We start from the raw sequence: 21,815 nt of genomic DNA, 5'->3' as shown, positions 1-21,815 counted from the left end.
GCCTTGGATAGGTGGTCTTGCGAGATTACTTGCCCGTCTTGACCTTGGTCCACGTACGCGTCATCAGACGCTGTATTTTCGCGGGCAGCTCGATTGATACGTAAGTCTTGTCCAGCACCGCCTGGGTCGGGTAAACCGCTTCATCGGTACGAATGGACTCATCCATCACTTTGTCGGCCGCAGGGTTTGGGTTGGCGTAACCGACATAGTCGCTGACCTGAGCAATCACTTCAGGCTTGAGCAAGTAGTTGATGAACGTGTGGGCCTCCTTGACGTTGCCGGAGTCCTTGGGAATGGCCAGCATGTCAAACCACAGGGCGCCGCCTTCCTTGGGCACGATATAGGCGATGTTCACGCCTTTTTTGGCATCCTCGGCACGGGCCTTGGCCTGGAATACATCACCGGAAAAACCGATCGCAACACAGATGTTGCCGTTGGCCAGGTCGGAAATGTATTTGGAAGAGTGGAAGTAGGTGACGTATGGACGCACCGACATCAGTGTTTCTTCAGCTCTCTTGTAGTCCTTGGGGTTGGTGCTGTTGGCATCCAGGCCCAGGTAGTTGAGTACGGTAGGCAGCATTTCATCCGCCGAATCCAGGAAGGCCACGCCGCACTTGGAGAGCTTTTCCATGTTCTCGGGTTTAAACACCACATCCCAGGAGTCGATGCTGTCGACGCCCAGTACTTCTTTTACTTTGTCGACGTTGTAACCAATGCCATTGGTGCCCCACAGATACGGCACGGCATAGTGGTTACCCGGATCATTGGCCTGTAGACGCTTGAGCAAGGCCGGGTCGAGATTGGAATAGTTCGGCAGTTGCGACAGGTCGAGCTTCTGGAACGCACCCGCCTTGATCTGCTTGCCCAGGAAGTGGTTAGACGGAACGACCACGTCATAACCGGTACGCCCGGCCAGCAGTTTGCCTTCCAGGGTTTCGTTGGAATCGAAGACGTCATACACGGGCTTGATGCCGGTAGCGGCCTCAAAATCAGCCAGCGTGTTCGGCGCGATGTAGTCCGACCAGTTGTAAATATGCACCGTAGGTGCCGCTTGCACGCTGACGGCGAGCGTCAAACCGGCCCCGACCAACAAGGTCTTGCGAAACAAAGATATAGACACGTGATGGTCCTCTAAATAGGTGGGCCTGAGTTGCCCGCGTCACACGGCAGTCGAACCGCCAAAGACAAAACCGGCGCGCAACTTACCCTCGATAAACCGACACAGCAAAGTTTTCCGCGATTAATTACCGTAAAGCCCTGATTTGTATCCGTTTATCCAAGATTCTGTAGCCGCTGCTTCAGGCTGCGAGGGGAGCGCGGAGCCTTTGGGACAACGGGTTGCTACGCAACCCTTCGCAGCCTTCGGCAGCGACTACACAGCGCTTGGTTATTTACCGGACTTGATCTTGGTCCAGCTGCGCGTCAGCAAACGCAACGTTGTAGGTGGCAGATCGCTGATGGCGTACAGCTTGGCTTTCACTTCATCGGACGGATAAATGCTCGGGTCGCCAGAGATGTCTTTATTCACCAGTGGCGTTGCAGCCTTGTTACCGTTCGGGAAGCGCACGCTGTTGGTGATCTCGGCCATGACTTCTGGCTGCATCAGGAAGTTCATCCAGGCGTAAGCGGCGTCAACGTTTTCGGCATCCTTGGGAATGGCGACCATGTCGTAGAAGCTGCCAGCACCTTCTTTAGGAATCACGTACTTGAGCTTGACCTTGTCACCGGCTTCTTTGGCGCGGGAGATGGACTGCTCCAGGTCACCCGAGTAACCCACTGCGACGCAGATGTTGCCGTTGGCAAGGTCGGAGATGTACTTGGAGGAGTGGAAGTAGCCAACCGAAGGACGAATTTTCAAGAACAGCGCTTCGGCTTCAGCCAGTTGCTTCTTGTCTTGGGAATCGGTCGGGTAGCCCAGGTAGTGCAGGGCGGCCGGGATCATTTCGGTCGGCGAATCGAGGAAGCTTATGCCGCAGCTCTTGAGCTTGGCAGCGTTCTCTGGCTTGAACAGCACGTCCCAGGAATCGATGGTGTCGACGCCCAGGGCAGCCTTGACCTTCTCAGGGTTGTAGCCAATACCGATGGTGCCCCACATGTAGGGGAACGCATGTTTGTTGTCTTTGTCGCTGGCATCGCCAACGGCCTTGAGCAACGCAGGATCGAGGTTTTTCCAGTCAGGGAGCTTGGAACGGTCCAGCTCCTGGTAAACCCCGGCCTTGATCTGCTTGGCCAGGAAATTGTTGGACGGCACGACGATGTCGTAGCCGGACTTGCCCGCCAGCAGCTTGGCCTCAAGGGTCTCGTTGCTGTCGAACACGTCGTAGACCACCTTGATACCGGTTTGGTCTTCGAATTTTTTAACGGTGTCGGGTGCGATGTAATCGGACCAGTTGTAAATGTGCAGAACCTTGTCCGCAGCTTGAGCTGCCCCAGCCATCACGCCCATCAAGGAGAGAGCGAGAAGTGTCTTGCCAGCTTTTTTAAATCCGGATGCCGTCATCTGTAATGCTCCAATTGTTCTTTTAAACCACCGATTCAGCGACCTGATCTCAAGGTGACTAAAGCCGGAGGCTAGTCTGGCAAGATCTGGGGCAGGCTTTCAAGGAAAGAGCCTTGATTCTTAAGGCTCTGAGCGCAATTGCCTACTTTAAAACCGAAGTTGTCTTGCGCCCAAAGCCTAGCAGTTAACCTTGCAATGTTTCCAAGGTCAGATCCAGGCACTTACGCGCCTTGGTCACCAGCTCGTCGATCTCGTCTTTGCTTATCACCAGAGGCGGCGAGATGATCATGGTGTCACCTACGGCACGCATGATCAGACCGTTAGCGAAGCAGAATTGGCGGCAGATCATGCCAACACCACGGCCTTCGTAACGTTTGCGGGTGGCTTTGTCCTGCACCAGTTCAATGGCACCCAACAGGCCTACACCACGCACTTCGCCCACCAACGGGTGATCGTTCAGTTCACGTAAACGCTTTTGCAAATACGGTGCCGTTTCAGCGTGGACCTTCTCGATAATTTTTTCTTCGCGCAGGATGCGGATGTTTTCCAGTGCCACTGCCGCTGCCACCGGATGTCCCGAGTAGGTGAAGCCGTGGTTGAAATCGCCACCTTCGTTGAGCACGGCAACCACCTCGTCGCGCACGATCAGGCCGCCCATCGGGATGTAGCCCGAGGTCAAGCCCTTGGCGATGGTCATCATGTCCGGCTTGAGGTCGTAGAAATCGCTGCCGAACCACTCGCCGGTGCGACCAAAACCACAAATCACTTCATCGGCAACAAAGAGAATGTCGTACTTGGCCAGGATTTCCTTGATGCGTGGCCAGTAAGTGGCTGGCGGCACAATCACGCCGCCTGCGCCCTGGATCGGCTCGGCAATGAAGGCACCGACATTATCGACGCCCAGTTCGAGGATTTTTTCTTCAAGCTGATTGGCAGCCCAGATGCCGAACTCTTCCGGGGACATGTCGCCACCTTCACCGAACCAGTACGGCTGCGGGATGTGGGTAATGCCCGGGATCGGCAAGTCACCCTGTTCGTGCATGTAGGTCATGCCGCCCAGGCTGGCACCGGCCACGGTGGAACCGTGGTAGCCGTTTTTGCGGCTGATGATGGTTTTCTTGTTGGGCTGGCCCTTGATCGCCCAGTAGTGGCGAACCATACGCAACATGGTGTCGTTGCCTTCAGAGCCTGAGCCGGTGAAGAACACGTGATTCATGCCTTCAGGCGCGATCTCGGCGATGGCTTTGGACAGCTCGAGCACCGGCGGGTGCGCGGTCATGAAAAACAGGTTGTAGTACGGCAGCTCGCGCATTTGCTTGCTGGCAGCTTCGGCCAGCTCGTCACGGCCATAACCGATGGCAACACACCACAGGCCGGCCATGCCGTCGAGAATCTTGTGGCCTTCGCTGTCCCACAGATACACGCCCTTGGCGTGCGTGATGATACGTGGGCCCACTTCCTTCAACTGTTTGAAGTCGCTGAATGGTGCCAGGTGGTGGTCGTTACTCAGTTGTTGCCATTGAAGGGTTTGCGGGTTCTTGTTAGTCATACAGCTCTCCTTTTATTCAGTAGAGGAGGGGCGCGCCTCCAAGGCGCAGCCCCTCGGCGTGTCAGACGGCGAACAGCAGGAATTCCCGCTCCCACGAACTGATGACGCGCTTGAAGTTTTCATGCTCGGCACGTTTGACGGCCACGTAGCCTGCAATGAACTTGGTGCCTAGGTACTTCTCGACAGTCTTGCTGCTTTCCATGCGGGCCAATGCCTCTTCGAGGGTCAGAGGCAGACGCAAATTACGACGCTCATAACCACGCCCGACCACTGGCGCACTCGGATTGATGCCCTCGACCATACCGATGTAGCCACACAGCAAGCTGGCCGCAATGGCCAGGTACGGGTTGGCGTCGGCGCCCGGCAAACGGTTTTCAACCCGGCGGTTTTGCGGGCCTGCATCCGGCACACGCAAGCCCACGGTGCGGTTCTCTTCGCCCCATTCCACGTTTACCGGTGCCGAGGTGTCCGGCAGGAAGCGGCGGAAGGAGTTCACGTTCGGCGCGAACAGGGGCAGCAGTTCTGGAATGAACTTCTGCAACCCGCCGATGTGATTGAGGAACAACTGGCTCATGGTCCCGTCTTCATTGGAGAAGATGTTCTTGCCCGTGTTGATGTCGATAATGCTCTGGTGCAAATGCATGGCACTGCCAGGCTCACCGGTCATGGGCTTGGCCATGAACGTGGCGGCTACGTCGTGCTTGAGTGCGGCTTCGCGCATCGTGCGCTTGAACACCAGAATCTGGTCGGCCAGCGACAGTGCGTCGCCATGACGGAAGTTGATTTCCATCTGCGCCGTGCCGTCTTCATGGATCAGCGTGTCCAGATCCAGCTCTTGCAGCTCGCACCAGTCGTAAACGTCTTCGAACAGCGGATCGAATTCGTTGGCCGCTTCAATGGAGAAGGACTGACGACCGGTTTCAGGGCGACCGGAGCGACCGACCGGCGGCTGCAACGGGTAATCCGGGTCGTCGCTGCGCTTGGTCAGGTAAAACTCCATTTCTGGCGCCACAATCGGCTGCCAGCCGTGGTCGGCATAGAGTTTGAGCACTTTTTTAAGCACGTTGCGCGGCGACAACTCAATCGGGTTGCCCTGCTTGTCGTAGGTGTCGTGAATCACCTGAGCGGTCGGCTCAATCGCCCACGGCACCACAAAGACTGCGTTCTGGTCAGGGCGGCAGATCATGTCGATATCGGCCGGATCCAGAAGCTCGTAATAGATGTCGTCTTCGACATAGTCGCCCGTTACGGTTTGCAGCAGGACGCTTTCGGGCAGGCGCATGCCTTTTTCAGCAATGAACTTGTTGGTCGGCGAAATCTTCCCGCGAGTAATCCCGGTGAGGTCGGCGATCATGCATTCGACTTCTGTGATCTTGTGGTCTTTCAACCAATCGGTGAGCTGGTCGAGGTTGTTACTCATAAATGCCTCTGGGCTGAGTGTCCTGACTTGAATAAGTCAGGCGTTTACTGACGCATCCGCGTCGCGTTGTGTTGCGCGCCTTCTGCAGGCATCTCCAAATGCCTGGAAGAGGGCGAGATAAATCGGGTTAGAGCTTACCTGCCATTCGGGGTGCCACTGAACCGCTAAAGCAAAAGCCTTGCCGCCCTCCACCGACACCGCCTCAACCAGACCGTCCGGGGCAATCGCTTCAACCCGCAGGCCCGGCGCTACCCGCTCGATGCCCTGGGTATGAATCGAATTGACCTCGAACTCCGCAGGCAAGCCCAGGCCTGCCAGGACGCCGCCGGGTTGAACGTGCATGGCGTGGCTCGGCGCGTATTGCACTTCAACCGGGGCGCTGGGATCTTCGCGATGCTCAATAAAGCCTTCGACTTCGTGCAATTTCTGGTGAAGTGAGCCACCCAGAGCTACATTCAATTCCTGAAAGCCGCGGCAAATACCGAGCACCGGAACACCAGCCGCCAACGCAGCACGAATCAAGGGGAGGGTAGTCAGATCACGTTCAGGATCATGCAACGTGCCTGGCACACTGGCGGTACCGCCATAGAGATGGGGTTCAATATTGGAGGGCGATCCGGTAAAGAGAATGCCGTCCAGACCGTCAAGAATATCGGTCGGATCAATCAGTTGCGCCAATGACGGAATGATCAGAGGCAAGCCTTTGGCAGCCACTGCAACTGCTCGCACGTACTTATCGCCAGTGATGTGATAAGGATGCAAACCGATCTGCTTGGTGCAGGCGGTAACGCCGATTAACGGCAGGCGTGACATGTAACACCCCGGTATTATTGCTGTTATGGGTTTGAATCGAGCTTAGCCTTGTTCATTTTTTTACACAACACCCCCGTAAAAAATACAACACGGTCCGCTCAAGCCCGCGGTCGGCAAGAATTGAAACAGGCCAAACACGCCCCAAAAAGCGTCAAAAATGGCCTTTAGGCGCTTTTTAAGGGCAAAAAAGAGGCTGCTTGACTTCGGTATGCCGTTCGGGTTGACTGAAACCCGTAGCGCTCAATGATTGATATTTTTAACAACAAAGGTGTTGCATCATGTCGGTACCCCCGCGTGCCGTTCAGCTTAACGAAGCGAACGCGTTCCTTAAGGATCATCCTGAGGTTCTGTACGTAGACCTTCTCATTGCGGATATGAATGGTGTGGTGCGCGGTAAGCGCATCGAACGCACCAGCCTGCACAAGGTTTACGAGAAAGGCATCAACCTGCCGGCCTCTCTATTTGCCCTTGATATCAATGGCTCAACGGTGGAAAGCACCGGCCTGGGTCTGGATATCGGTGACGCAGACAGAATCTGTTATCCCATCCCCGACACCCTGTGCAACGAGCCTTGGCAAAAGCGCCCAACCGCGCAACTGCTGATGACCATGCACGAGCTTGAAGGCGAACCTTTCTTCGCCGACCCACGGGAAGTGCTCCGTCAAGTTGTTACCAAATTTGACGAAATGGGCCTGACCATCTGCGCGGCTTTCGAGCTGGAGTTCTACCTGATTGACCAGGAGAACGTTAACGGTCGCCCACAGCCTCCACGTTCGCCGATCTCCGGCAAACGTCCGCACTCCACTCAGGTTTACCTGATCGACGACCTCGATGAATACGTCGACTGCCTCCAGGACATTCTGGAAGGTGCCAAAGAGCAAGGCATCCCGGCTGACGCCATCGTTAAAGAAAGTGCCCCGGCGCAATTCGAAGTGAACCTGCACCACGTTGCCGACCCGATCAAGGCCTGCGACTACGCGGTACTGCTCAAGCGTCTGATCAAAAACATCGCCTACGACCATGAGATGGACACCACCTTCATGGCCAAGCCTTACCCGGGCCAGGCAGGCAACGGACTACACGTTCACATATCGATTCTGGACAAAGAGGGCAAAAATATTTTTGCCAGCGAGGATCCCGAGCAGAACGCCGCATTGCGTCACGCGATCGGCGGTGTGCTGGAGACCCTGCCAGCGCAGATGGCCTTCCTTTGCCCGAACGTCAACTCCTACCGTCGTTTCGGCGCACAGTTCTACGTGCCGAACTCGCCGTGCTGGGGCCTGGACAACCGTACCGTGGCCATTCGCGTACCCACCGGCTCGTCCGACTCGGTACGTATCGAACACCGGGTTGCCGGTGCCGATGCCAACCCGTACCTGTTGATGGCCTCTGTGCTGGCCGGTGTTCACCACGGTCTGACCAACAAGATCGAACCGGGTGCGCCAGTCGAAGGCAACAGCTACGAGCAGAACGAGCAAAGCCTGCCAAACAACCTGCGCGATGCGTTGCGCGAGCTGGATGACAGCGAAGTCATGGCCAAATACATCGATCCGAAATACATCGATATTTTTGTCGCCTGTAAAGAGAGCGAGCTGGAAGAGTTTGAACACTCCATCTCCGACCTCGAATACAACTGGTACTTGCATACCGTGTAAGCGATTGCGATCCACAAAGAACGCCACAGGCCTCACGGCCTGCGGCGTTTTTTTATGGGCATCGACCACCCATCGAATCGTATTTTCCTACCCGCTCCTCCAGAAACCCCCTACATAAACACCGCACAGATTGTTTCAAAATGTTTTCCCGGCTGTCCTTACCAGCCACCGTCCACGAAGACACACTCATGAAACTCCATTACCTGGGCATCGCCCTGTTTTCCATCGGCCTTGGCCCCGTAACCGCTGCCCCGACCAGCCACACGCACTGGAATTACCTGTCGCCCACAGGGCCTGACGAGTGGGGCGACCTGCACGAAGAGCACGCCCTGTGCAGCGTTGGCACCCAGCAATCTCCGATCAATATCAAGGCCAACACCCCCGCAGCTCTGCCTGCCCTGGCCATTCACTACCCGGCTGGCCCGGCCGTGGTGAAACATAATGGTCATAGCCTGGAAGTCACCACTGAATCAAAAGGCGATGTGACCTTGGCGTCAGGAACCCATGACTTCGTGCAAATGCACTTCCATACCCCCGCTGAAATGCAAATCGATGGTCGAAAGTACCCATTTAGCGCTCATTTGGTACACCGTGATGCCGTTGGCAACCTGGCAGTCATTGCCCTGTTGTTTGACGTCGGAGCAAAGAACAAAGCCTTGGACTCCCTGTTTTCAAGCCTGCCGCGTCATGAGGGTGACTCAGTGACCTTGAACAACCTGGATCTGCAGAGCCTGTTTCCTGAAAAGCTGGATTACTTCACGTTCATGGGATCGCTGACGACTCCGCCCTGTACCGAAGGCGTTCGCTGGCAGGTGTTGAAGGTGCCGGGCACGGTATCCCAACAACAACTCAATGCCTTCAAGCAGTTGTTCCCGATGAATGCGCGCCCAATCCAACCGACTAACGATCGCATGGTGAAGTTCGCGGGCTAACGCTGCGGGTTTACAGACAACCTCGGACCCGGCTCGTACAATGCCGACTGCCCCGCAGGAGACACCCATGACGCGCCTTGCCACCCCTCGAAAGTCACGCGCCCGCAGCCAGGTCCGGATCGATTTGATACTCAATGCTGCCCGCACATTGCTGGCAGAAGAAGGGGTGTCCAGCCTGTCGATTTACAGCGTGGCCGAACGCGCGCAAATCCCGCCGTCATCGGTCTATCACTTCTTTGCGGGAGTGCCCGCGCTCCTCGAAGCGCTGACCGGTGACGTGCATGGCGCATTCCGCGCCTGCCTGCAGGTGCCGATCGAACATGACGGCTTAAAGGGTTGGGGAGATTTGTCGCGCATTATTGAGCAGCGCATGCTGACGATCTACAGCGAAGATGCTGCCGCCCGGCAACTGATCCTGGCCCAGCATGGCCTCACCGAAGTCACCCGGGCCGACCGCCAGCACGACCTTGAACTGGGCCAACTGATGCATGGTTTGTTTATGCGTCATTTTGAGCTGCCAGTACTGCCACAGGACGTGGACGTATTTGCCTTGGCGATGGAACTGGGCGACCGCGTGTATGCGCGCTCCATCCAGTTGCACGACTGCATCACTCCGCGCATGGCCGAAGAAGGGATGCGCGTGGTGGATGCTTATCTGGGACTGTACTTGCCGACTTTTTTGCCCAAGCGCGAGATCCCCGCAGGGAACCTGTAGCCGCTGTCGAGGCACAAGGCTGCGATCGATTGCGAAGCGATCGCAAAACCTGAGCCCCGGAACCAACTGATACGCCTCATCACCTGAATTTACGACGACCTTGTCGCCGATCGCAGCCTCGTGCCTCGACAGCGACTACACATCATGCGTGTGTTCATCAGAACGGCGCATCACCCAAAATGGTCGCACGATGCATCACGCGGCGGTTAGGGCGGTAGTCATCCACGGCGTAATGCTGGGTCACGCGGTTGTCCCAAAATGCCACGTCATTTTCCTGCCAGCGCCAGCGAATGGTGTATTCCGGACGGGTGGCATGGGCGAACAGCAGCTTCAGGATCGCTTCGCTTTCGGCTTCAGACAGCTCATTGATCCGCGTGGTAAAGCCTTCGTTGACGAACAGCGATTTGCGCCCGCTCACCGGGTGCGTACGGATCACCGGGTGCGACAACGGCGGATTGTTCTTGCGGGTTTGCTCCCAGCGCGCCAGGTCTTCAGGGGTCGATCCAAAACGCTCCAGCGGGAACGACTTGGTGAAGTCATGGGTGGCCGTCAACCCCTCCAGCAGCACTTGCAGCGGCCCGGACAACCCTTCAAAAGCCGCGATCCCGGCCGCCCACAATGTATCGCCACCAAACGCCGGCAGTTGCTTGGCACTCAACACCGCGCCCATGGCCGGCGTCGGCAAAAAAGTCACGTCGGTGTGCCACACCGCATTGTCGCGCACGTCGGTCACGGCCGTGTCCAGCACCAGCACTTCAGGCTGCTCCGGCACGTTGGGATAAATCGGATGAATATGCAGATCGCCAAAGTTGGCGGCAAAACGTGCCTGCTGCTGGGGTGTAATCGACTGATTCCTGAAGAACACCACATGATGCGCCAACAACGCTTGCTCGATGGCATCACGGTACTCAAGACTCAGGGGCTGAGTCAGGTCAACGCCGTCAATCTGGGCGCCAAGGGCAGAGCTAATCGGGGTAATGGTCAGGCTCATGATCTGTCTCTTTATCAGCGCGCCGATTAATCAGCGTCGAGTTCTGTTAATTAGTGAGCCTGGCCGTGCCACGGCACCAGCTTGCGTTGCAGGGCCCGCAGGCCCATTTCCATGGCAAAGGCGATGATGGCGATCACCAGAATCCCCAGCACCACCACATCGGTGACCAGAAATTGCGCAGCGGACTGCACCATGAAGCCCAGGCCACTGCTGGCGGCGATCAGCTCGGCGGCCACCAGGGTCGACCAGCCTACGCCCAGACCAATGCGTACTCCGGTCAAAATATCCGGCAAGGCACTCGGCAAAATCACATGGCGAATCAGCTGCCAGCGCGTGGCGCCCAACGACTGCGCCGCGCGCACTTTGGCCGGGTCGACCGTCCGCACGCCCGTGGCGGTAGCAATGGCGATAGGGGCAAAGATCGCCAGGTAAATCAGCAACACTTTCGACAACTCGCCAATCCCGCACCAGATCACGATCAGCGGCAAGTAGGCCAAAGGCGGTATCGGGCGGTAGAACTCGATCAGCGGGTCGAAAATGCCACGTGCAATCCGGTTGTGACCAATGGCGATACCCACCGGCACTGCCGTCAGAATCGCAAAGCCCAGCCCCAGCCCGATACGGCTCAAACTCGCGCCCAGGTGTTGCCACAGGGTGGAGTCCATATAGCCAGCGGTCGCGAGCAACCAGCCTTTTTGCAGCACGGCAGAGGGCGGTGGCAAAAACAGCGGCTCGATCCATCCGCCCGCAGTGACAGCCCACCAGACGGCGATCAGAGTGACGAGGGTCAGGACGCTGATCCAGCGCGTGCTCAGGCTGCGTTTAACCGGGCGCGGTGCGTGGGGCACGGCAACGGGGGCGCCAGTAACGGCTTCATAACTGCTCATGCGCGCTCCTGCCGCTGGGCGGCACCGCGTTGTGAAAACACGCGCTCAAGCACATGTTCACGGGTTTCGATAAAACGAGGGTCGGACTTGATCGAGCGGGCAGACTCGCCCGCGTTGTAGCGCTGGCCAAAATCCAGGGTCAACCGTTCAACAATGCGACCCGGGTTGGGCGCCAGCAAAATCAGATCCGTGGCCAGAAACACCGCTTCTTCAATGTCGTGGGTAATCAGGAAAACGGGCTTGTCGGTGCGACGGCACACTTGCAGCAGCAGCTCCTGCATTTGCTCACGGGTAAAGGCATCGAGGGCGCCGAACGGTTCGTCCATCAGCAACACACGGGGGTCGGCAGCCAGCGCTCGGGCCAGGCCCACACGCTGTTTTTGCCCGCCCGACAGCTCCCACACCCGGCGCTTCTCAAAACCGGACAAATCCACCAGCGCAAGCATTTCACGGGCGCGGGCTTCGCGTTTGCTGCGCGGGACACCGGCCAGTTCAAGGCCAAAGGCCACGTTCGCCAGCACGTCTTGCCACGGCAGCAACACATCATCCTGAAACACGACGCCGCGCTCTGCGCTGGGGCCATGTACCGGCACGCCATCCAGGGTGATTCGACCACTGCTGGGCTCGACAAAGCCTGCAATCAAATTCAGCAACGAGGTTTTACCGCTGCCCGAAGGGCCGAGGGCGACCAGCAGTTGCTGAGGGCCGAGGCTGACGGAGATGTCCGACAGCACCGGCTCAGCGGCGCCAGGATACTGTGCGCTGATGCGCTCCAGCGATAACAAGGCCATGACCGTCGACTCCTCAGCTGCGTTGATTATTGAGTAACAAAAGTGGCGTTGACCGACGGCGCGTAGTCCGGCAGTACGGCGTCGACTTTTTTCTGCTCTTTCAAGAAGGCAGCGGTGTCGGCCAGGGCTTTGGTGGTCGGTGCGCCCAGCAAGACAACTTGGTCAGCCGCCAGCGGGTACACGTTGCCCTGCAGCAACAGAGGGATATCCGTTGCCTTGGCGCCCGACAGTTTCACCACCTTGTCGATGTTGCTCTGATTGGCCAGCCAGGCTTTTGGATCCTTGTGGTAGTCGGCATAGGCATCCAGCGTCACCTTGGCGAACTGCTTGACCACTTCCGGGTGCTTGGCGGCGTAGTCCTTGCGCACGATCCAGGCATCAAAGGTCGGTGCGCCCAGCTTGCCCAGCTCACCCGAAGTAATCAGCACCTTGCCGTTTTCCTTGGCCGTACCCAGTGCCGGATCCCACACGTAGGTGGCATCGATATCGCCACGCTTCCAGGCCGCCACGATGGCCGGTGGCGCCAGGTTCAGAATCTGTACTTTCGAAGGGTCGATGTTCCAGTGCTTCAAAGCAGCCAGCAGGCTGTAATGACCGGTGGACACAAAGGGCACGGCCACTTTTTTGCCGACCAGATCCTGCGGGCCGTTGATGCCGGAACCGTCGCGAGCGACCAGAGCTTCAGAGCCGCCCAGCTGGGTAGCGATCAGAAAGGTTTCAACCGGAACGTTGCGAGTCACTGCTGCCGTCAGCGGGCTTGAGCCCAGGTAAGCAATCTGCACATCTCCCGAGGCGATGGCGGCAATGATGTCGGCACCGTTATCGAACTTGCGCCAGTTGATCTTGGCCCCCGTGGCTTTCTCGTAGGCGCCATCGGCCTGGGCAACTTTTGCCGGGTCCACGGTGGTCTGGTAAGCCACGGTGACATCCGTGCTGGCGGCCTGCGCAAAGAAGCTGGCACCCGCCAGAGACAAAGCAGCCAGAAGGCGTAAGGGAGAATGCAATTTCATCAGGAAGCTCCTCGGCAGGCGGCCGGATATCGGCAGAATGCGAGGTTAAATGATCTAAGAAACTCTAAATAAATAACTTTTAAGCATTAGCTTATGTAGTTCCGCGACATCCGCAGGCAGGCTCGTGCCACAGATGCCAAGGCATTTTCCCTGTCTGTGATCGAAGCCAGGGTTTAAGAACCAAACGCTATTAAAAGATTCATGAAATTATGTTTAGGAATTAGACGAAAGACCGATAGCATTCCTTTTCGTGCGCGTAGGAAATATCCTGCTTTATGTCTATTCGATCTTAAAAGATCATAAATAATTCTTTTTAGGTTTATTAAATAGCCATTAATCTGCGCACAAACGACGGGAGACTAGACAAAGGTCGTAGACATGATTGGTTACGATTGACTTGCCAGTCACCGTCTGGCGCTAATCGCGCATCTGCAGCACCCAGACCTCAGATCCGGGGCTAATGAAATACAAAAATTAGAAACGCAAAGGAGCAACACAATGAACAAGTCCACCTTGGCCATCGCTGTGGCCGTAGGGTTGTTGGCACAACAAGCAAGCGCTGCAGGCTTCATTGAAGACAGCAAAGCCACGCTGAAACTGCGTAACTTCTACATCAACAACGACAACCGTGATTCGGGTGCGCCGAAAAACTCCAACTACACCGCTGAATGGGGCCAAGGCTTCCAGCTGGACTACACCTCGGGTTTCACCCAGGGCACAGTCGGCTTTGGTGTGGACGCCATTGGCCTGCTGGGCGTCAAACTTGACTCCAGCGCAGCCAAACACGGCAACCCGACGGGTCTGAATGCTGGCGGCTCGGTATTCCCAAGCGACGGCAACCACGCTGTAGACGATTTCTCCAGCCTGGGCCTGACCGCTAAAGCCAAGATTTCCCAGACCGAACTGCGCATCGGTACCCTGCAGCCAAAACTGCCGGTTATCGTCAGCAACGACGGTCGTTTGCTGCCGCAAACCTTCCAGGGTGGCCAGATCACCTCCAGCGAGTTCAAGGACCTGACCTTCACCGGCGGCCAGATCGAACACGCCAAGGGTCGTAACTCCAGCAACAACGAAGGCCTGTCGCTTGGCGGCGCCAACGGTAGCTCGAACTACAGCGCGGGCAAGTTCGTTAACAAGTTCTACTACGGCGGCGTTGACTACAAACTCAACAAAGACCTGTTGCTGCAGTACTACTACGGCAACCTGGAAGACTTCTACAAGCAACACTTTCTGGGGCTGACCCACAACTGGTCCATTGGCCCGGGCGTGTTGAAATCTGACCTGCGTTACTTCAACAGCTCCGACGACGGCAAGAACGGTAACGAGCCGGCCTACTACACCACAGGCGATTACCACACCCAGGCCAACGGCAAGGGCAAGGTCGACAACAACCTGATCAGCGGCCTGTTCCTGTACACCGTTGAAGGTCACACCTTCGGTGGCGGTTATCAGGTCAGCAACGGCAGCAGCGACTTCCCGTTCCTGAACCAGGGCGACGGTGCATCGGCTTACATCCCTACCGACATGCAGATCTCGAAATTTGCCCGTGCTGGCGAACGCACCTGGCAGGCACGCTACTCGTATGACTTCGCTAAAGTGGGCGTTCCTGGCCTGACGGCGGGTGCGGTTTACCTGCGTGGCGATAACATCGACACCTATAACGCCAACCGTGTGCAGACCAGCAATGGCGCTTCCGAGTGGGAACGCGATATCACCGTGGCTTACGTTATCCAGGAAGGCACGCTGAAAAACCTGGGCTTCATGTGGAAAAACGCCATGTGGCGCAACGACATCGCTGGCCAGCGTGATCAAGACGAAAACCGTCTGATCGTCAGCTACTCGATCCCGTTGCTGTAAGCCTGGTGTAGATCAAAGTTTAGAAAAATCCTGCCCGGCGCAATGCCGGGCAGGGTGTTTACCGAAGACCTGAACGGTCAATTCGCAACACATTCAAATGTCGCAGCTCCCTGCCGCTCCCCTTGCCCAACTGAGTCCAGACTGGACCTGGTGCATTGTTGCGTCCAATGAAACAGTTTTTAATATTCCATTCAGGCCTAACCAAATCGATATTTATTCTTTTTAATTAACTCGTGACGCAGGCAGAGTAAAGCCATCACGCCCTGCCATTCCCTATAAAAAGGAACTGCACCATGAGCCTCAGACTCGGCGACATCGCCCCCGATTTCGAACAGGATTCCAGCGCTGGCAAGATTCACTTCCATGAATGGCTGGGCGACAGCTGGGGCGTGTTGTTCTCGCACCCGGCGGACTTCACCCCGGTGTGCACCACCGAACTGGGCTTTACCGCCAAGCTCAAGGATGAGTTTGCCAAGCGTGGCGTCAAAGCCATCGCGCTGTCGGTAGACCCGGTGGATTCGCACCACAAGTGGATCGAAGACATCAACGAGACCCAGAACACCGTGGTCAACTTCCCGATCCTGGCCGATGCCGATCGCAAGGTGTCCGACCTCTACGACCTGATCCACCCCAATGCCAGCGACACCCTGACTGTGCGCTCGCTGTTCGTGATTGACCCGAACAAAAAAATCCGCCTGACCATCACCTATCCGGCCAGCACCGGGCGCAACTTCAACGAAATTCTGCGGGTGATTGATTCCCTGCAACTGACGGACAGCCACAAAGTCGCGACACCGGCCAACTGGCAGGACGGCGACGAGGTGGTCATCGTGCCATCGCTCAAGGACGAAGACGAAATCAAGAAACGCTTCCCCAAGGGCTACCGCGCCGTGAAGCCCTACCTGCGCCTCACGCCGCAGCCAAATAAGTAATCCATACACCCGCAGGCTGCGAAGGACTGAGGCGACTCGGATAAACGGGTTGCTGCGCAATCCTTCGCAGCCTACGGCAGCGACTACTCAGTTTGCCAGTGTCTTCCACAGGGTTTTTGGCCGTTTCGACGGCCTTTTTTTTGCGTTTCATTTAACAAAATCGCATATGCATTTTAAGAATAAACAAATGAATAAATATGATTTATAGATATATAAATCACCTGTTAAGGTCTGTTCACTCAAGCGAAAACGCTAACAGCGAATTGCACATATTCATTCAAGGAAACGTCTAGATGCTGGTCGTGACACTCGGAGGAAGCCCAAGCCAACGATCCCGTTCGGGAGTGTTGCTGGAGCACGCCAAACGCTGGCTCAACCAGCAAGGCGTCGAAGTGGTGAGTTATCAGGTACGTGATTTCCCGGCCGAAGACTTGCTGCACGCACGCTTCGACAGCCCAAAAATTATCGACCTGCTACAACAGATTGAAAACGCCGACGGCCTGGTGATTGCGACGCCGGTTTACAAGGCCTCGTTCAGCGGCGCACTCAAAACCGTACTCGACTTGCTGCCCGAGCGCGCCCTGAGCCACAAAGTGGTGTTGCCCATCGCCACCGGTGGCAGCATCGCCCATATGCTGGCCGTGGACTACGCACTCAAGCCCGTACTGTCGGCGCTCAAGGCTCAGGAAATGCTGCACGGCATTTTTGCCGAAGACAGCCAGATCGCTTACGGCGAAGGCAGCGCACAAGCGCAACTGGTGCCCGTGCTGGAACAGCGCATGAACGAATCCCTTGAACAGTTCTACAGCGCCCTGGCGCGACGCCCCAAACCACTGGATCCCGGCATCCTCAACGAGCGCCTGGTCACGGCTCGCTGGAGCATTTAAAGCAAGATCCCCACAGACAGCAACACGCTTCACCACCTTACTGATCCGCTAACGGCTCGGCAGGTGCTACCCGAATCTCGAACCTCAAAAGGAGAGCGCCATGCGCCCTGTCATTTTGCGTCGCGGTCTGGTCGCACTGTTAGCTGCGGCTGTGTCCTTCGGCGCTGTTACCCAGGCTCAAGCCGATACCCTGCGCATCGGTTATCAAAAATACGGCACGCTGATGCTGCTCAAGGCCAAAGGCACGCTGGACAAGCGTCTGGCCGAGCAGGGCGTTGACGTGCAATGGACCGAATTCCCCGGCGGCCCGCAACTGCTTGAGGGCCTGAACGTGGGCTCCATCGACTTCGGCGTGACCGGCGAAACCCCGCCCGTGTTCGCCCAGGCCGCCGGCGCCGACCTGCTCTACGTGGCCTACGAGCCACCAGCCCCTACCAGCGAAGCGATTCTGGTGCCCAAGGACTCACCGATCACCTCGGTCAAAGACCTCAAAGGCAAAAAGGTCGTGCTCAACAAAGGCTCCAACGTTCACTACCTGCTGGTGCGGGCCCTTGAAGACGCTGGCCTGAAATACACCGATATCCAGACCGTGTTCCTGCCACCCGCCGATGCCCGCGCCGCTTTCGAGCGCGGCAGTGTCGATGCCTGGGTGATCTGGGACCCGTACCAGGCCGCCGCCGAACAACAGCTGCAAGCGCGCACCCTGCGTGACGCCAGCGGTATCGCCGACAACCATCAGTTCTATCTGGCCACCAAGCCTTATGCCGAACAGCATCCCAAGGTGATCGAAACCCTGGTCGATGAAGTGCGCAACATTGGCGAATGGGCCAAAGCCCACCCTGACGACGTGACCCAACAAGTCGCGCCCCTGTTGGGCCTGTCTCCTGAAATCACCCTGACAGCGGTCAAACGCCAAGGCTATGGGGCACAGTTTCTGACCCCTGAAGTGGTCAACGCGCAGCAAAAAATCGCTGACACCTTTTACCAACTCAAGTTGATCCCCAAGCCGCTGGTTGTGAAAGACGTGATCTGGACGCCCCCGGCCAATCTGGCCAAAGCCAACTAACGCTTGCTGCCCCCATTTAGGAGACCACTCCATGAGCCTCAATATTTTCTGGTTCCTGCCTACCCACGGTGACGGCCATTACCTTGGCACCTCCGAAGGCGCTCGTGCCGTTGACTACGGCTACCTGCAACAAGTCGCACAGGCCGCAGACCGTCTGGGCTTTGGCGGAGTACTGATTCCGACAGGGCGTTCGTGCGAAGACTCCTGGTTGGTGGCCGCAGCGCTGATCCCCGTTACCCAGCGCCTGAAGTTTCTGGTGGCCCTGCGCCCTGGCATTGTCTCGCCCACGGTGGCGGCACGTCAGGCCGCGACCCTGGACCGTCTGTCCGGTGGCCGCGCACTGTTTAACCTGGTGACTGGCGGCGACCCGGAGGAACTGGCCGGTGATGGCCTGTTCCTCAGCCACGAAGAGCGTTATCAGGCCTCGGTGGAGTTCACCCGCATCTGGCGTCGTGTGCTCGAAGGCGAAACCGTGGACTACGACGGCGAACACATCACCGTCAAAGGCGCAAAACTGCTTTACCCGCCGATCCAGCAGCCGCGCCCGCCGCTGTACTTCGGTGGATCGTCGGAAGCTGCGCAAGACCTGGCTGCCGAACAAGTTGAAATGGTGCTGACCTGGGGCGAGCCACCGGCCGCCGTCGCCGAAAAAATCGAACAGGTACGTGCCAAGGCCGCCAAGCTGGGCCGCACCGTACGCTTCGGCATTCGTCTGCACGTGATCGTGCGTGAAACCAACGAAGAGGCATGGAAAGCCGCCGACAAACTTATTTCCCATCTGGACGACGACACCATCGCCCGCGCTCAAGCCTCGCTGTCGCGCTTCGACTCGGTCGGCCAGCAACGCATGGCCGCCCTGCATGGCGGTAGCCGCGACAACCTTGAAGTCAGCCCCAACCTGTGGGCCGGCGTGGGCCTGGTGCGTGGCGGTGCCGGCACGGCACTGGTCGGTGACGGCCCAACCGTGGCGGCCCGGGTTCAGGAATACGCCGACCTTGGCATCGACACCTTTATCTTCTCGGGTTATCCCCATCTGGAAGAGTCGTACCGCGTTGCCGAACTGCTGTTCCCGCACCTGGATATCGAGCGCCCGGAACTGCCAAAAGGCGCCAGCTACGTGAGCCCGTTTGGCGAAATGGTCGCCAATGACATTCTCCCTAAAGCCGCGTCGCAGAGCTGAGGTCGCCATGAGTTCAGGCAAGGCCTCGGGCCTCAATAAAATCGGTCACACCCTGGCGCCCTGGGCCTTGCCTGTGTTGCTGCTGGCGGTATGGCAGCTGTCCGTGTCGGCGGGCTGGTTGTCGACACGCATCCTGCCCGCCCCCAGTGCCGTGATCACGGCCGGGATCGAGCTGGTACGCAGTGGCGAAATCTGGAAACACCTGGCCATCAGCGGCTGGCGTGCCGGATTGGGCTTTGCCATCGGCGGCAGCATCGGCCTGGCGCTGGGCTTTATTACCGGCCTGTCGAAATGGGGCGAACGCCTGCTCGACAGCTCGGTGCAAATGATCCGCAACGTGCCGCACCTGGCGCTGATTCCGCTGGTCATCCTGTGGTTCGGTATCGATGAGTCGGCGAAGATTTTTCTGGTAGCACTGGGGACTTTATTTCCGATCTACCTCAACACCTACCACGGCATCCGCAACGTCGACCCGGCGCTGGTCGAGATGGCGCGCAACTACGGGTTGTCCGGTTTCAGCCTGTTCTGGCAGGTGATCTTGCCGGGGGCGTTGCCTTCGATCCTGGTGGGCGTGCGCTTTGCCCTGGGCTTTATGTGGCTGACGTTGATCGTGGCCGAAACCATCTCCGCCAGCTCCGGCATCGGCTACCTGGCGATGAACGCCCGGGAGTTCCTGCAAACCGACGTGGTGGTGCTGGCAATTGTTTTGTACGCCGTGCTCGGCAAGCTGGCCGATACCGCGGCCCGTGGTCTGGAGCGCATCTGGTTGCGCTGGCACCCGGCGTATCAAGTCGTTAAAGGCGGTGCAACATGACAGCTCAACAACCTCCACGTTTGCGCCAGGGCATCCCGCTGGCCATCAACGGCCTGCAAAAAGCCTTCGGCGAGCGGCTGGTGCTGCGAGATATCAATCTGCATATCCCGGCGGGGCAATTTGTCGCCATTGTCGGGCGCAGCGGTTACGGCAAAAGCACCCTGATGCGCCTGCTGGCCGGGCTCGACCAGCCCACCGCAGGCCAATTGCTGGCCGGTAGCGCACCGCTGCAAGCGGCCCGTGAAGACACGCGACTGATGTTTCAGGAAGCACGTTTGCTGCCCTGGAAAAAAGTCATCGACAACGTGGGCCTTGGCCTTAAAGGCGACTGGCGCCCCAAAGCGCTCAAGGCACTGGAAGAAGTCGGCCTGGCCGAACGCGCCAATGAATGGCCAGCAGCACTGTCGGGCGGGCAAAAACAGCGTGTGGCCCTGGCCCGCGCCCTGATCCACCAGCCGCGCTTGCTGCTGCTCGACGAACCGCTGGGCGCACTGGATGCCCTGACCCGAATTGAAATGCAGGACCTGATCGAACGCCTGTGGCGCCAGCATGGTTTTACCGTGTTGCTGGTGACACACGACGTCAGCGAAGCCGTCGCGATTGCTGACCGGGTGATTTTGATTGAAGAAGGGCAGGTGGGGCTTGACCTCACCGTCGATCTGCAACGCCCTCGGGTACGCGGCTCGCACCGCCTGGCCGCACTGGAAACCGAAGTACTGAACCGTGTTCTCGCACTGCCTGGCTCGCCACCTGAGCCGGAACCCGTTGCACCGCTGCCTACGCAACTGCGCTGGGCGCAATAAAACCACTTTCTATCCCAAGACAGGAATCGACACCATGACCATTAAAGCCATCAACGTTCGCAACCAGTTCAAAGGCCACATCAAGGAAATCGTGCTGGGCGACGTGCTGTCGGAAATCGACGTACAGACCGCATCGGGCATCGTGACCTCCGTGATCACCACCCGCTCGGTCAAAGAGCTGGAACTGGTGGTCGGCAGCGAAGTGATCGCGTTTGTAAAATCCACCGAAGTGTCCATCGCCAAGCTGTAAACCGTGGTTTATCCACAACCCCGAAAGGTGTGAGCCCTTCGGGGTTTTTTGTGGCTGAAAAACACCCCTTGAGGTGCACTTCGTCGTGGCTACAAAGACAGCAAGCGGTGGACGGATTAGACTCAAAGGCACCCTCGCAGGAGGTCTCCATGAGCGCCCACCTTTCCCCGATCGTTTCAGAGTTCGAAACCGAAGAGCAGGCCGCCAGTTATGATCGCTGGTTCCGAGCCAAGGTACAGGCCGCACTTGATGATCCGCGCCCGGGTATCCCCCACGATCAAGTAATGGCCCAGATGCAGGCCCTGATCGAGTCAAAACGCAAAGAGCGCGATGCTGTTTGAGTGACGGCCCCTTGCTCGGGCTCAACTCAGCGAGATCCTTGAGTACATCAGCGACCGCAATCTTGTCGCGGCCAGTGAGCTCTACAAGAACATTGAAGCTGCTATATCCGCTCTACCTCAGCATCCCTATTTGTATAGATTCGGTCGAGTACCCGGGACTCGGGAAATTGTCGTGCATCCCAATTACCTGGTGGTCTACAGAGTCACGAATCGGATCGAGATAGTCACCGTTCTGCATGCAAGGCAGGAATATCCATGAGCAAAAACAACAAGCAGCAGAACAGAGGGCTGGGCAGCCGTATCCATAAACGCTTCGAGAAAGCCGGATACGTGGAACTGGATCTGCCAAAACGCGATGAAACTGTCAGATCGCTATCCCTGTAATTTCTTTAGAGTCGCCCCCCGTAGCAGCAACTACAAAA

22 protein-coding genes and 1 pseudogene are annotated in these 21,815 nt (G+C 57.6%); 14 read left to right on the top strand and 9 right to left on the bottom strand.

Annotated features, from left to right (window positions below; all coding sequences use genetic code 11):
• Positions 1 to 25: 25 nt before the first annotated feature.
• The 5 genes from V6P94_RS03310 to V6P94_RS03290 all read right to left on the bottom strand — a co-directional run bounded on the left by V6P94_RS03310 (position 26) and on the right by V6P94_RS03290 (position 6,282).
• Positions 26 to 1,120: a polyamine ABC transporter substrate-binding protein gene (locus V6P94_RS03310; protein ID WP_133074979.1), complete on the bottom strand. Its 1,095-nt coding sequence runs from the start codon at positions 1,118 to 1,120 to the stop codon at positions 26 to 28.
• Between the two features lie 267 nt (positions 1,121 to 1,387).
• Positions 1,388 to 2,500 (bottom strand): polyamine ABC transporter substrate-binding protein, encoded by a 1,113-nt coding sequence (locus V6P94_RS03305; RefSeq protein ID WP_133074978.1) that lies wholly within the window; start codon positions 2,498 to 2,500, stop codon positions 1,388 to 1,390.
• 184 nt (positions 2,501 to 2,684) lie between these two features.
• On the bottom strand, positions 2,685 to 4,049 hold the full coding sequence (locus V6P94_RS03300; RefSeq protein ID WP_133074977.1) for an aspartate aminotransferase family protein: 1,365 nt from the start codon (positions 4,047 to 4,049) through the stop codon (positions 2,685 to 2,687).
• Positions 4,050 to 4,110: 61 nt separating this feature from the next.
• Complete coding sequence (locus tag V6P94_RS03295; protein WP_133074976.1) at positions 4,111 to 5,469, bottom strand: glutamine synthetase family protein; 1,359 nt, start codon at positions 5,467 to 5,469, stop codon at positions 4,111 to 4,113.
• Between the two features lie 36 nt (positions 5,470 to 5,505).
• Complete coding sequence (locus V6P94_RS03290; protein WP_133074975.1) at positions 5,506 to 6,282, bottom strand: gamma-glutamyl-gamma-aminobutyrate hydrolase family protein; 777 nt, start codon at positions 6,280 to 6,282, stop codon at positions 5,506 to 5,508.
• 278 nt (positions 6,283 to 6,560) lie between these two features.
• Here V6P94_RS03290 and V6P94_RS03285 point away from each other — a divergent pair, with 278 nt between their 5' ends.
• From V6P94_RS03285 to V6P94_RS03275, 3 genes are all read left to right on the top strand, one after another.
• Complete coding sequence (locus V6P94_RS03285) at positions 6,561 to 7,937, top strand: glutamine synthetase family protein (protein WP_019828592.1); 1,377 nt, start codon at positions 6,561 to 6,563, stop codon at positions 7,935 to 7,937.
• A 188-nt stretch (positions 7,938 to 8,125) separates the two neighbouring features.
• Positions 8,126 to 8,869, top strand: a complete 744-nt coding sequence (locus tag V6P94_RS03280) for a carbonic anhydrase family protein (RefSeq protein ID WP_338649021.1) — start codon at positions 8,126 to 8,128, stop codon at positions 8,867 to 8,869.
• Between the two features lie 67 nt (positions 8,870 to 8,936).
• Positions 8,937 to 9,584: a TetR/AcrR family transcriptional regulator gene (locus V6P94_RS03275; protein WP_133074973.1), complete on the top strand. Its 648-nt coding sequence runs from the start codon at positions 8,937 to 8,939 to the stop codon at positions 9,582 to 9,584.
• A gap of 157 nt (positions 9,585 to 9,741) precedes the next feature.
• Here V6P94_RS03275 and tauD read toward each other — a convergent pair whose 3' ends face one another.
• The 4 genes from tauD to tauA are packed head-to-tail and all read right to left on the bottom strand — an operon-like array spanning position 9,742 to position 13,263.
• The gene (tauD, locus tag V6P94_RS03270; protein ID WP_133074972.1) at positions 9,742 to 10,575 is read right to left on the bottom strand and encodes a taurine dioxygenase; all 834 of its coding nucleotides are present in this window, start codon (positions 10,573 to 10,575) and stop codon (positions 9,742 to 9,744) included.
• 50 nt (positions 10,576 to 10,625) lie between these two features.
• Positions 10,626 to 11,462, bottom strand: coding sequence for a taurine ABC transporter permease TauC (tauC, locus tag V6P94_RS03265; RefSeq protein ID WP_338649020.1), 837 nt, complete (start codon positions 11,460 to 11,462; stop codon positions 10,626 to 10,628).
• On the bottom strand, positions 11,459 to 12,253 hold the full coding sequence (gene tauB / locus V6P94_RS03260) for a taurine ABC transporter ATP-binding subunit (RefSeq protein WP_133074971.1): 795 nt from the start codon (positions 12,251 to 12,253) through the stop codon (positions 11,459 to 11,461). The genes tauC and tauB overlap by 4 nt, the downstream gene beginning before the upstream one ends.
• 26 nt (positions 12,254 to 12,279) lie before the next feature.
• Complete coding sequence (gene tauA, locus V6P94_RS03255; protein ID WP_019828597.1) at positions 12,280 to 13,263, bottom strand: taurine ABC transporter substrate-binding protein; 984 nt, start codon at positions 13,261 to 13,263, stop codon at positions 12,280 to 12,282.
• 498 nt (positions 13,264 to 13,761) lie between these two features.
• On the opposite strand from tauA, the gene V6P94_RS03250 reads away from it, so the two are divergent.
• The 11 genes and pseudogenes from V6P94_RS03250 to V6P94_RS03200 all read left to right on the top strand — a co-directional run bounded on the left by V6P94_RS03250 (position 13,762) and on the right by V6P94_RS03200 (position 21,777).
• Positions 13,762 to 15,120, top strand: a complete 1,359-nt coding sequence (locus V6P94_RS03250; protein WP_133074970.1) for an OprD family porin — start codon at positions 13,762 to 13,764, stop codon at positions 15,118 to 15,120.
• Positions 15,121 to 15,413: 293 nt separating this feature from the next.
• Positions 15,414 to 16,052 (top strand): peroxiredoxin, encoded by a 639-nt coding sequence (locus tag V6P94_RS03245; protein WP_095027738.1) that lies wholly within the window; start codon positions 15,414 to 15,416, stop codon positions 16,050 to 16,052.
• A gap of 293 nt (positions 16,053 to 16,345) precedes the next feature.
• A complete protein-coding gene (gene ssuE / locus V6P94_RS03240) occupies positions 16,346 to 16,939 on the top strand; it encodes an NADPH-dependent FMN reductase (RefSeq protein WP_133074969.1) in 594 nt (197 codons plus the stop codon).
• Between the two features lie 100 nt (positions 16,940 to 17,039).
• Positions 17,040 to 18,005 carry a sulfonate ABC transporter substrate-binding protein gene (locus V6P94_RS03235; protein ID WP_133074968.1) on the top strand — a complete coding sequence of 322 codons (966 nt, stop codon included), beginning with the start codon at positions 17,040 to 17,042 and terminating at the stop codon, positions 18,003 to 18,005.
• A 31-nt stretch (positions 18,006 to 18,036) separates the two neighbouring features.
• A complete protein-coding gene (gene ssuD / locus V6P94_RS03230) occupies positions 18,037 to 19,185 on the top strand; it encodes an FMNH2-dependent alkanesulfonate monooxygenase (RefSeq protein WP_019828602.1) in 1,149 nt (382 codons plus the stop codon).
• 7 nt (positions 19,186 to 19,192) lie between these two features.
• Entirely contained in the window at positions 19,193 to 19,999 is an 807-nt protein-coding gene (ssuC, locus tag V6P94_RS03225; protein WP_338649018.1) for an aliphatic sulfonate ABC transporter permease SsuC, read from the top strand.
• Positions 19,996 to 20,802, top strand: a complete 807-nt coding sequence (gene ssuB, locus V6P94_RS03220; protein WP_338649017.1) for an aliphatic sulfonates ABC transporter ATP-binding protein — start codon at positions 19,996 to 19,998, stop codon at positions 20,800 to 20,802. Before ssuC ends, ssuB begins: the two co-directional genes overlap by 4 nt.
• 34 nt (positions 20,803 to 20,836) lie before the next feature.
• Positions 20,837 to 21,052, top strand: coding sequence for a molybdopterin-binding protein (locus tag V6P94_RS03215; protein WP_003444581.1), 216 nt, complete (start codon positions 20,837 to 20,839; stop codon positions 21,050 to 21,052).
• A 149-nt stretch (positions 21,053 to 21,201) separates the two neighbouring features.
• The gene (locus V6P94_RS03210; protein ID WP_133074966.1) at positions 21,202 to 21,393 is read left to right on the top strand and encodes an antitoxin; all 192 of its coding nucleotides are present in this window, start codon (positions 21,202 to 21,204) and stop codon (positions 21,391 to 21,393) included.
• A 4-nt stretch (positions 21,394 to 21,397) separates the two neighbouring features.
• Positions 21,398 to 21,652: pseudogene (locus V6P94_RS03205) on the top strand (type II toxin-antitoxin system RelE/ParE family toxin); the annotation flags it as partial.
• A complete protein-coding gene (locus V6P94_RS03200; RefSeq protein ID WP_257622897.1) occupies positions 21,649 to 21,777 on the top strand; it encodes a hypothetical protein in 129 nt (42 codons plus the stop codon). The pseudogene V6P94_RS03205 and the gene V6P94_RS03200, both read left to right, overlap by 4 nt.
• The last annotated feature ends 38 nt before the right edge of the window (positions 21,778 to 21,815 follow it).

Origin of the sequence: Pseudomonas sp. ML2-2023-3 (assembly GCF_037055275.1) — a bacterium.
Taxonomy (GTDB): Bacteria; Pseudomonadota; Gammaproteobacteria; order Pseudomonadales; family Pseudomonadaceae; genus Aquipseudomonas.
The sequence above is the reverse complement of the archived record's forward strand: the minus strand, read 5'-3'. Positions and strand labels throughout refer to the sequence as shown.

What these genes read in the sequence shown, in the direction of transcription:
- ssuE (WP_133074969.1), top strand. Translation starts at nt 16,346, where the DNA reads ATGCTGGTCGTGACACTCGGAGGAAGCCCAAGCCAACGATCCCGTTCG.
- V6P94_RS03200 (WP_257622897.1), top strand. Translation starts at nt 21,649, where the DNA reads ATGAGCAAAAACAACAAGCAGCAGAACAGAGGGCTGGGCAGCCGTATC.
- V6P94_RS03245 (WP_095027738.1), top strand. Translation starts at nt 15,414, where the DNA reads ATGAGCCTCAGACTCGGCGACATCGCCCCCGATTTCGAACAGGATTCC.
- tauB (WP_133074971.1), bottom strand. Translation starts at nt 12,253, where the DNA reads ATGGCCTTGTTATCGCTGGAGCGCATCAGCGCACAGTATCCTGGCGCC.
- V6P94_RS03235 (WP_133074968.1), top strand. Translation starts at nt 17,040, where the DNA reads ATGCGCCCTGTCATTTTGCGTCGCGGTCTGGTCGCACTGTTAGCTGCG.
- V6P94_RS03210 (WP_133074966.1), top strand. Translation starts at nt 21,202, where the DNA reads ATGAGCGCCCACCTTTCCCCGATCGTTTCAGAGTTCGAAACCGAAGAG.
- V6P94_RS03215 (WP_003444581.1), top strand. Translation starts at nt 20,837, where the DNA reads ATGACCATTAAAGCCATCAACGTTCGCAACCAGTTCAAAGGCCACATC.
- tauA (WP_019828597.1), bottom strand. Translation starts at nt 13,263, where the DNA reads ATGAAATTGCATTCTCCCTTACGCCTTCTGGCTGCTTTGTCTCTGGCG.
- ssuB (WP_338649017.1), top strand. Translation starts at nt 19,996, where the DNA reads ATGACAGCTCAACAACCTCCACGTTTGCGCCAGGGCATCCCGCTGGCC.
- V6P94_RS03305 (WP_133074978.1), bottom strand. Translation starts at nt 2,500, where the DNA reads ATGACGGCATCCGGATTTAAAAAAGCTGGCAAGACACTTCTCGCTCTC.
- ssuD (WP_019828602.1), top strand. Translation starts at nt 18,037, where the DNA reads ATGAGCCTCAATATTTTCTGGTTCCTGCCTACCCACGGTGACGGCCAT.
- V6P94_RS03285 (WP_019828592.1), top strand. Translation starts at nt 6,561, where the DNA reads ATGTCGGTACCCCCGCGTGCCGTTCAGCTTAACGAAGCGAACGCGTTC.
- V6P94_RS03280 (WP_338649021.1), top strand. Translation starts at nt 8,126, where the DNA reads ATGAAACTCCATTACCTGGGCATCGCCCTGTTTTCCATCGGCCTTGGC.
- V6P94_RS03295 (WP_133074976.1), bottom strand. Translation starts at nt 5,469, where the DNA reads ATGAGTAACAACCTCGACCAGCTCACCGATTGGTTGAAAGACCACAAG.
- V6P94_RS03250 (WP_133074970.1), top strand. Translation starts at nt 13,762, where the DNA reads ATGAACAAGTCCACCTTGGCCATCGCTGTGGCCGTAGGGTTGTTGGCA.
- ssuC (WP_338649018.1), top strand. Translation starts at nt 19,193, where the DNA reads ATGAGTTCAGGCAAGGCCTCGGGCCTCAATAAAATCGGTCACACCCTG.
- V6P94_RS03290 (WP_133074975.1), bottom strand. Translation starts at nt 6,282, where the DNA reads ATGTCACGCCTGCCGTTAATCGGCGTTACCGCCTGCACCAAGCAGATC.
- tauD (WP_133074972.1), bottom strand. Translation starts at nt 10,575, where the DNA reads ATGAGCCTGACCATTACCCCGATTAGCTCTGCCCTTGGCGCCCAGATT.
- V6P94_RS03300 (WP_133074977.1), bottom strand. Translation starts at nt 4,049, where the DNA reads ATGACTAACAAGAACCCGCAAACCCTTCAATGGCAACAACTGAGTAAC.
- tauC (WP_338649020.1), bottom strand. Translation starts at nt 11,462, where the DNA reads ATGAGCAGTTATGAAGCCGTTACTGGCGCCCCCGTTGCCGTGCCCCAC.
- V6P94_RS03275 (WP_133074973.1), top strand. Translation starts at nt 8,937, where the DNA reads ATGACGCGCCTTGCCACCCCTCGAAAGTCACGCGCCCGCAGCCAGGTC.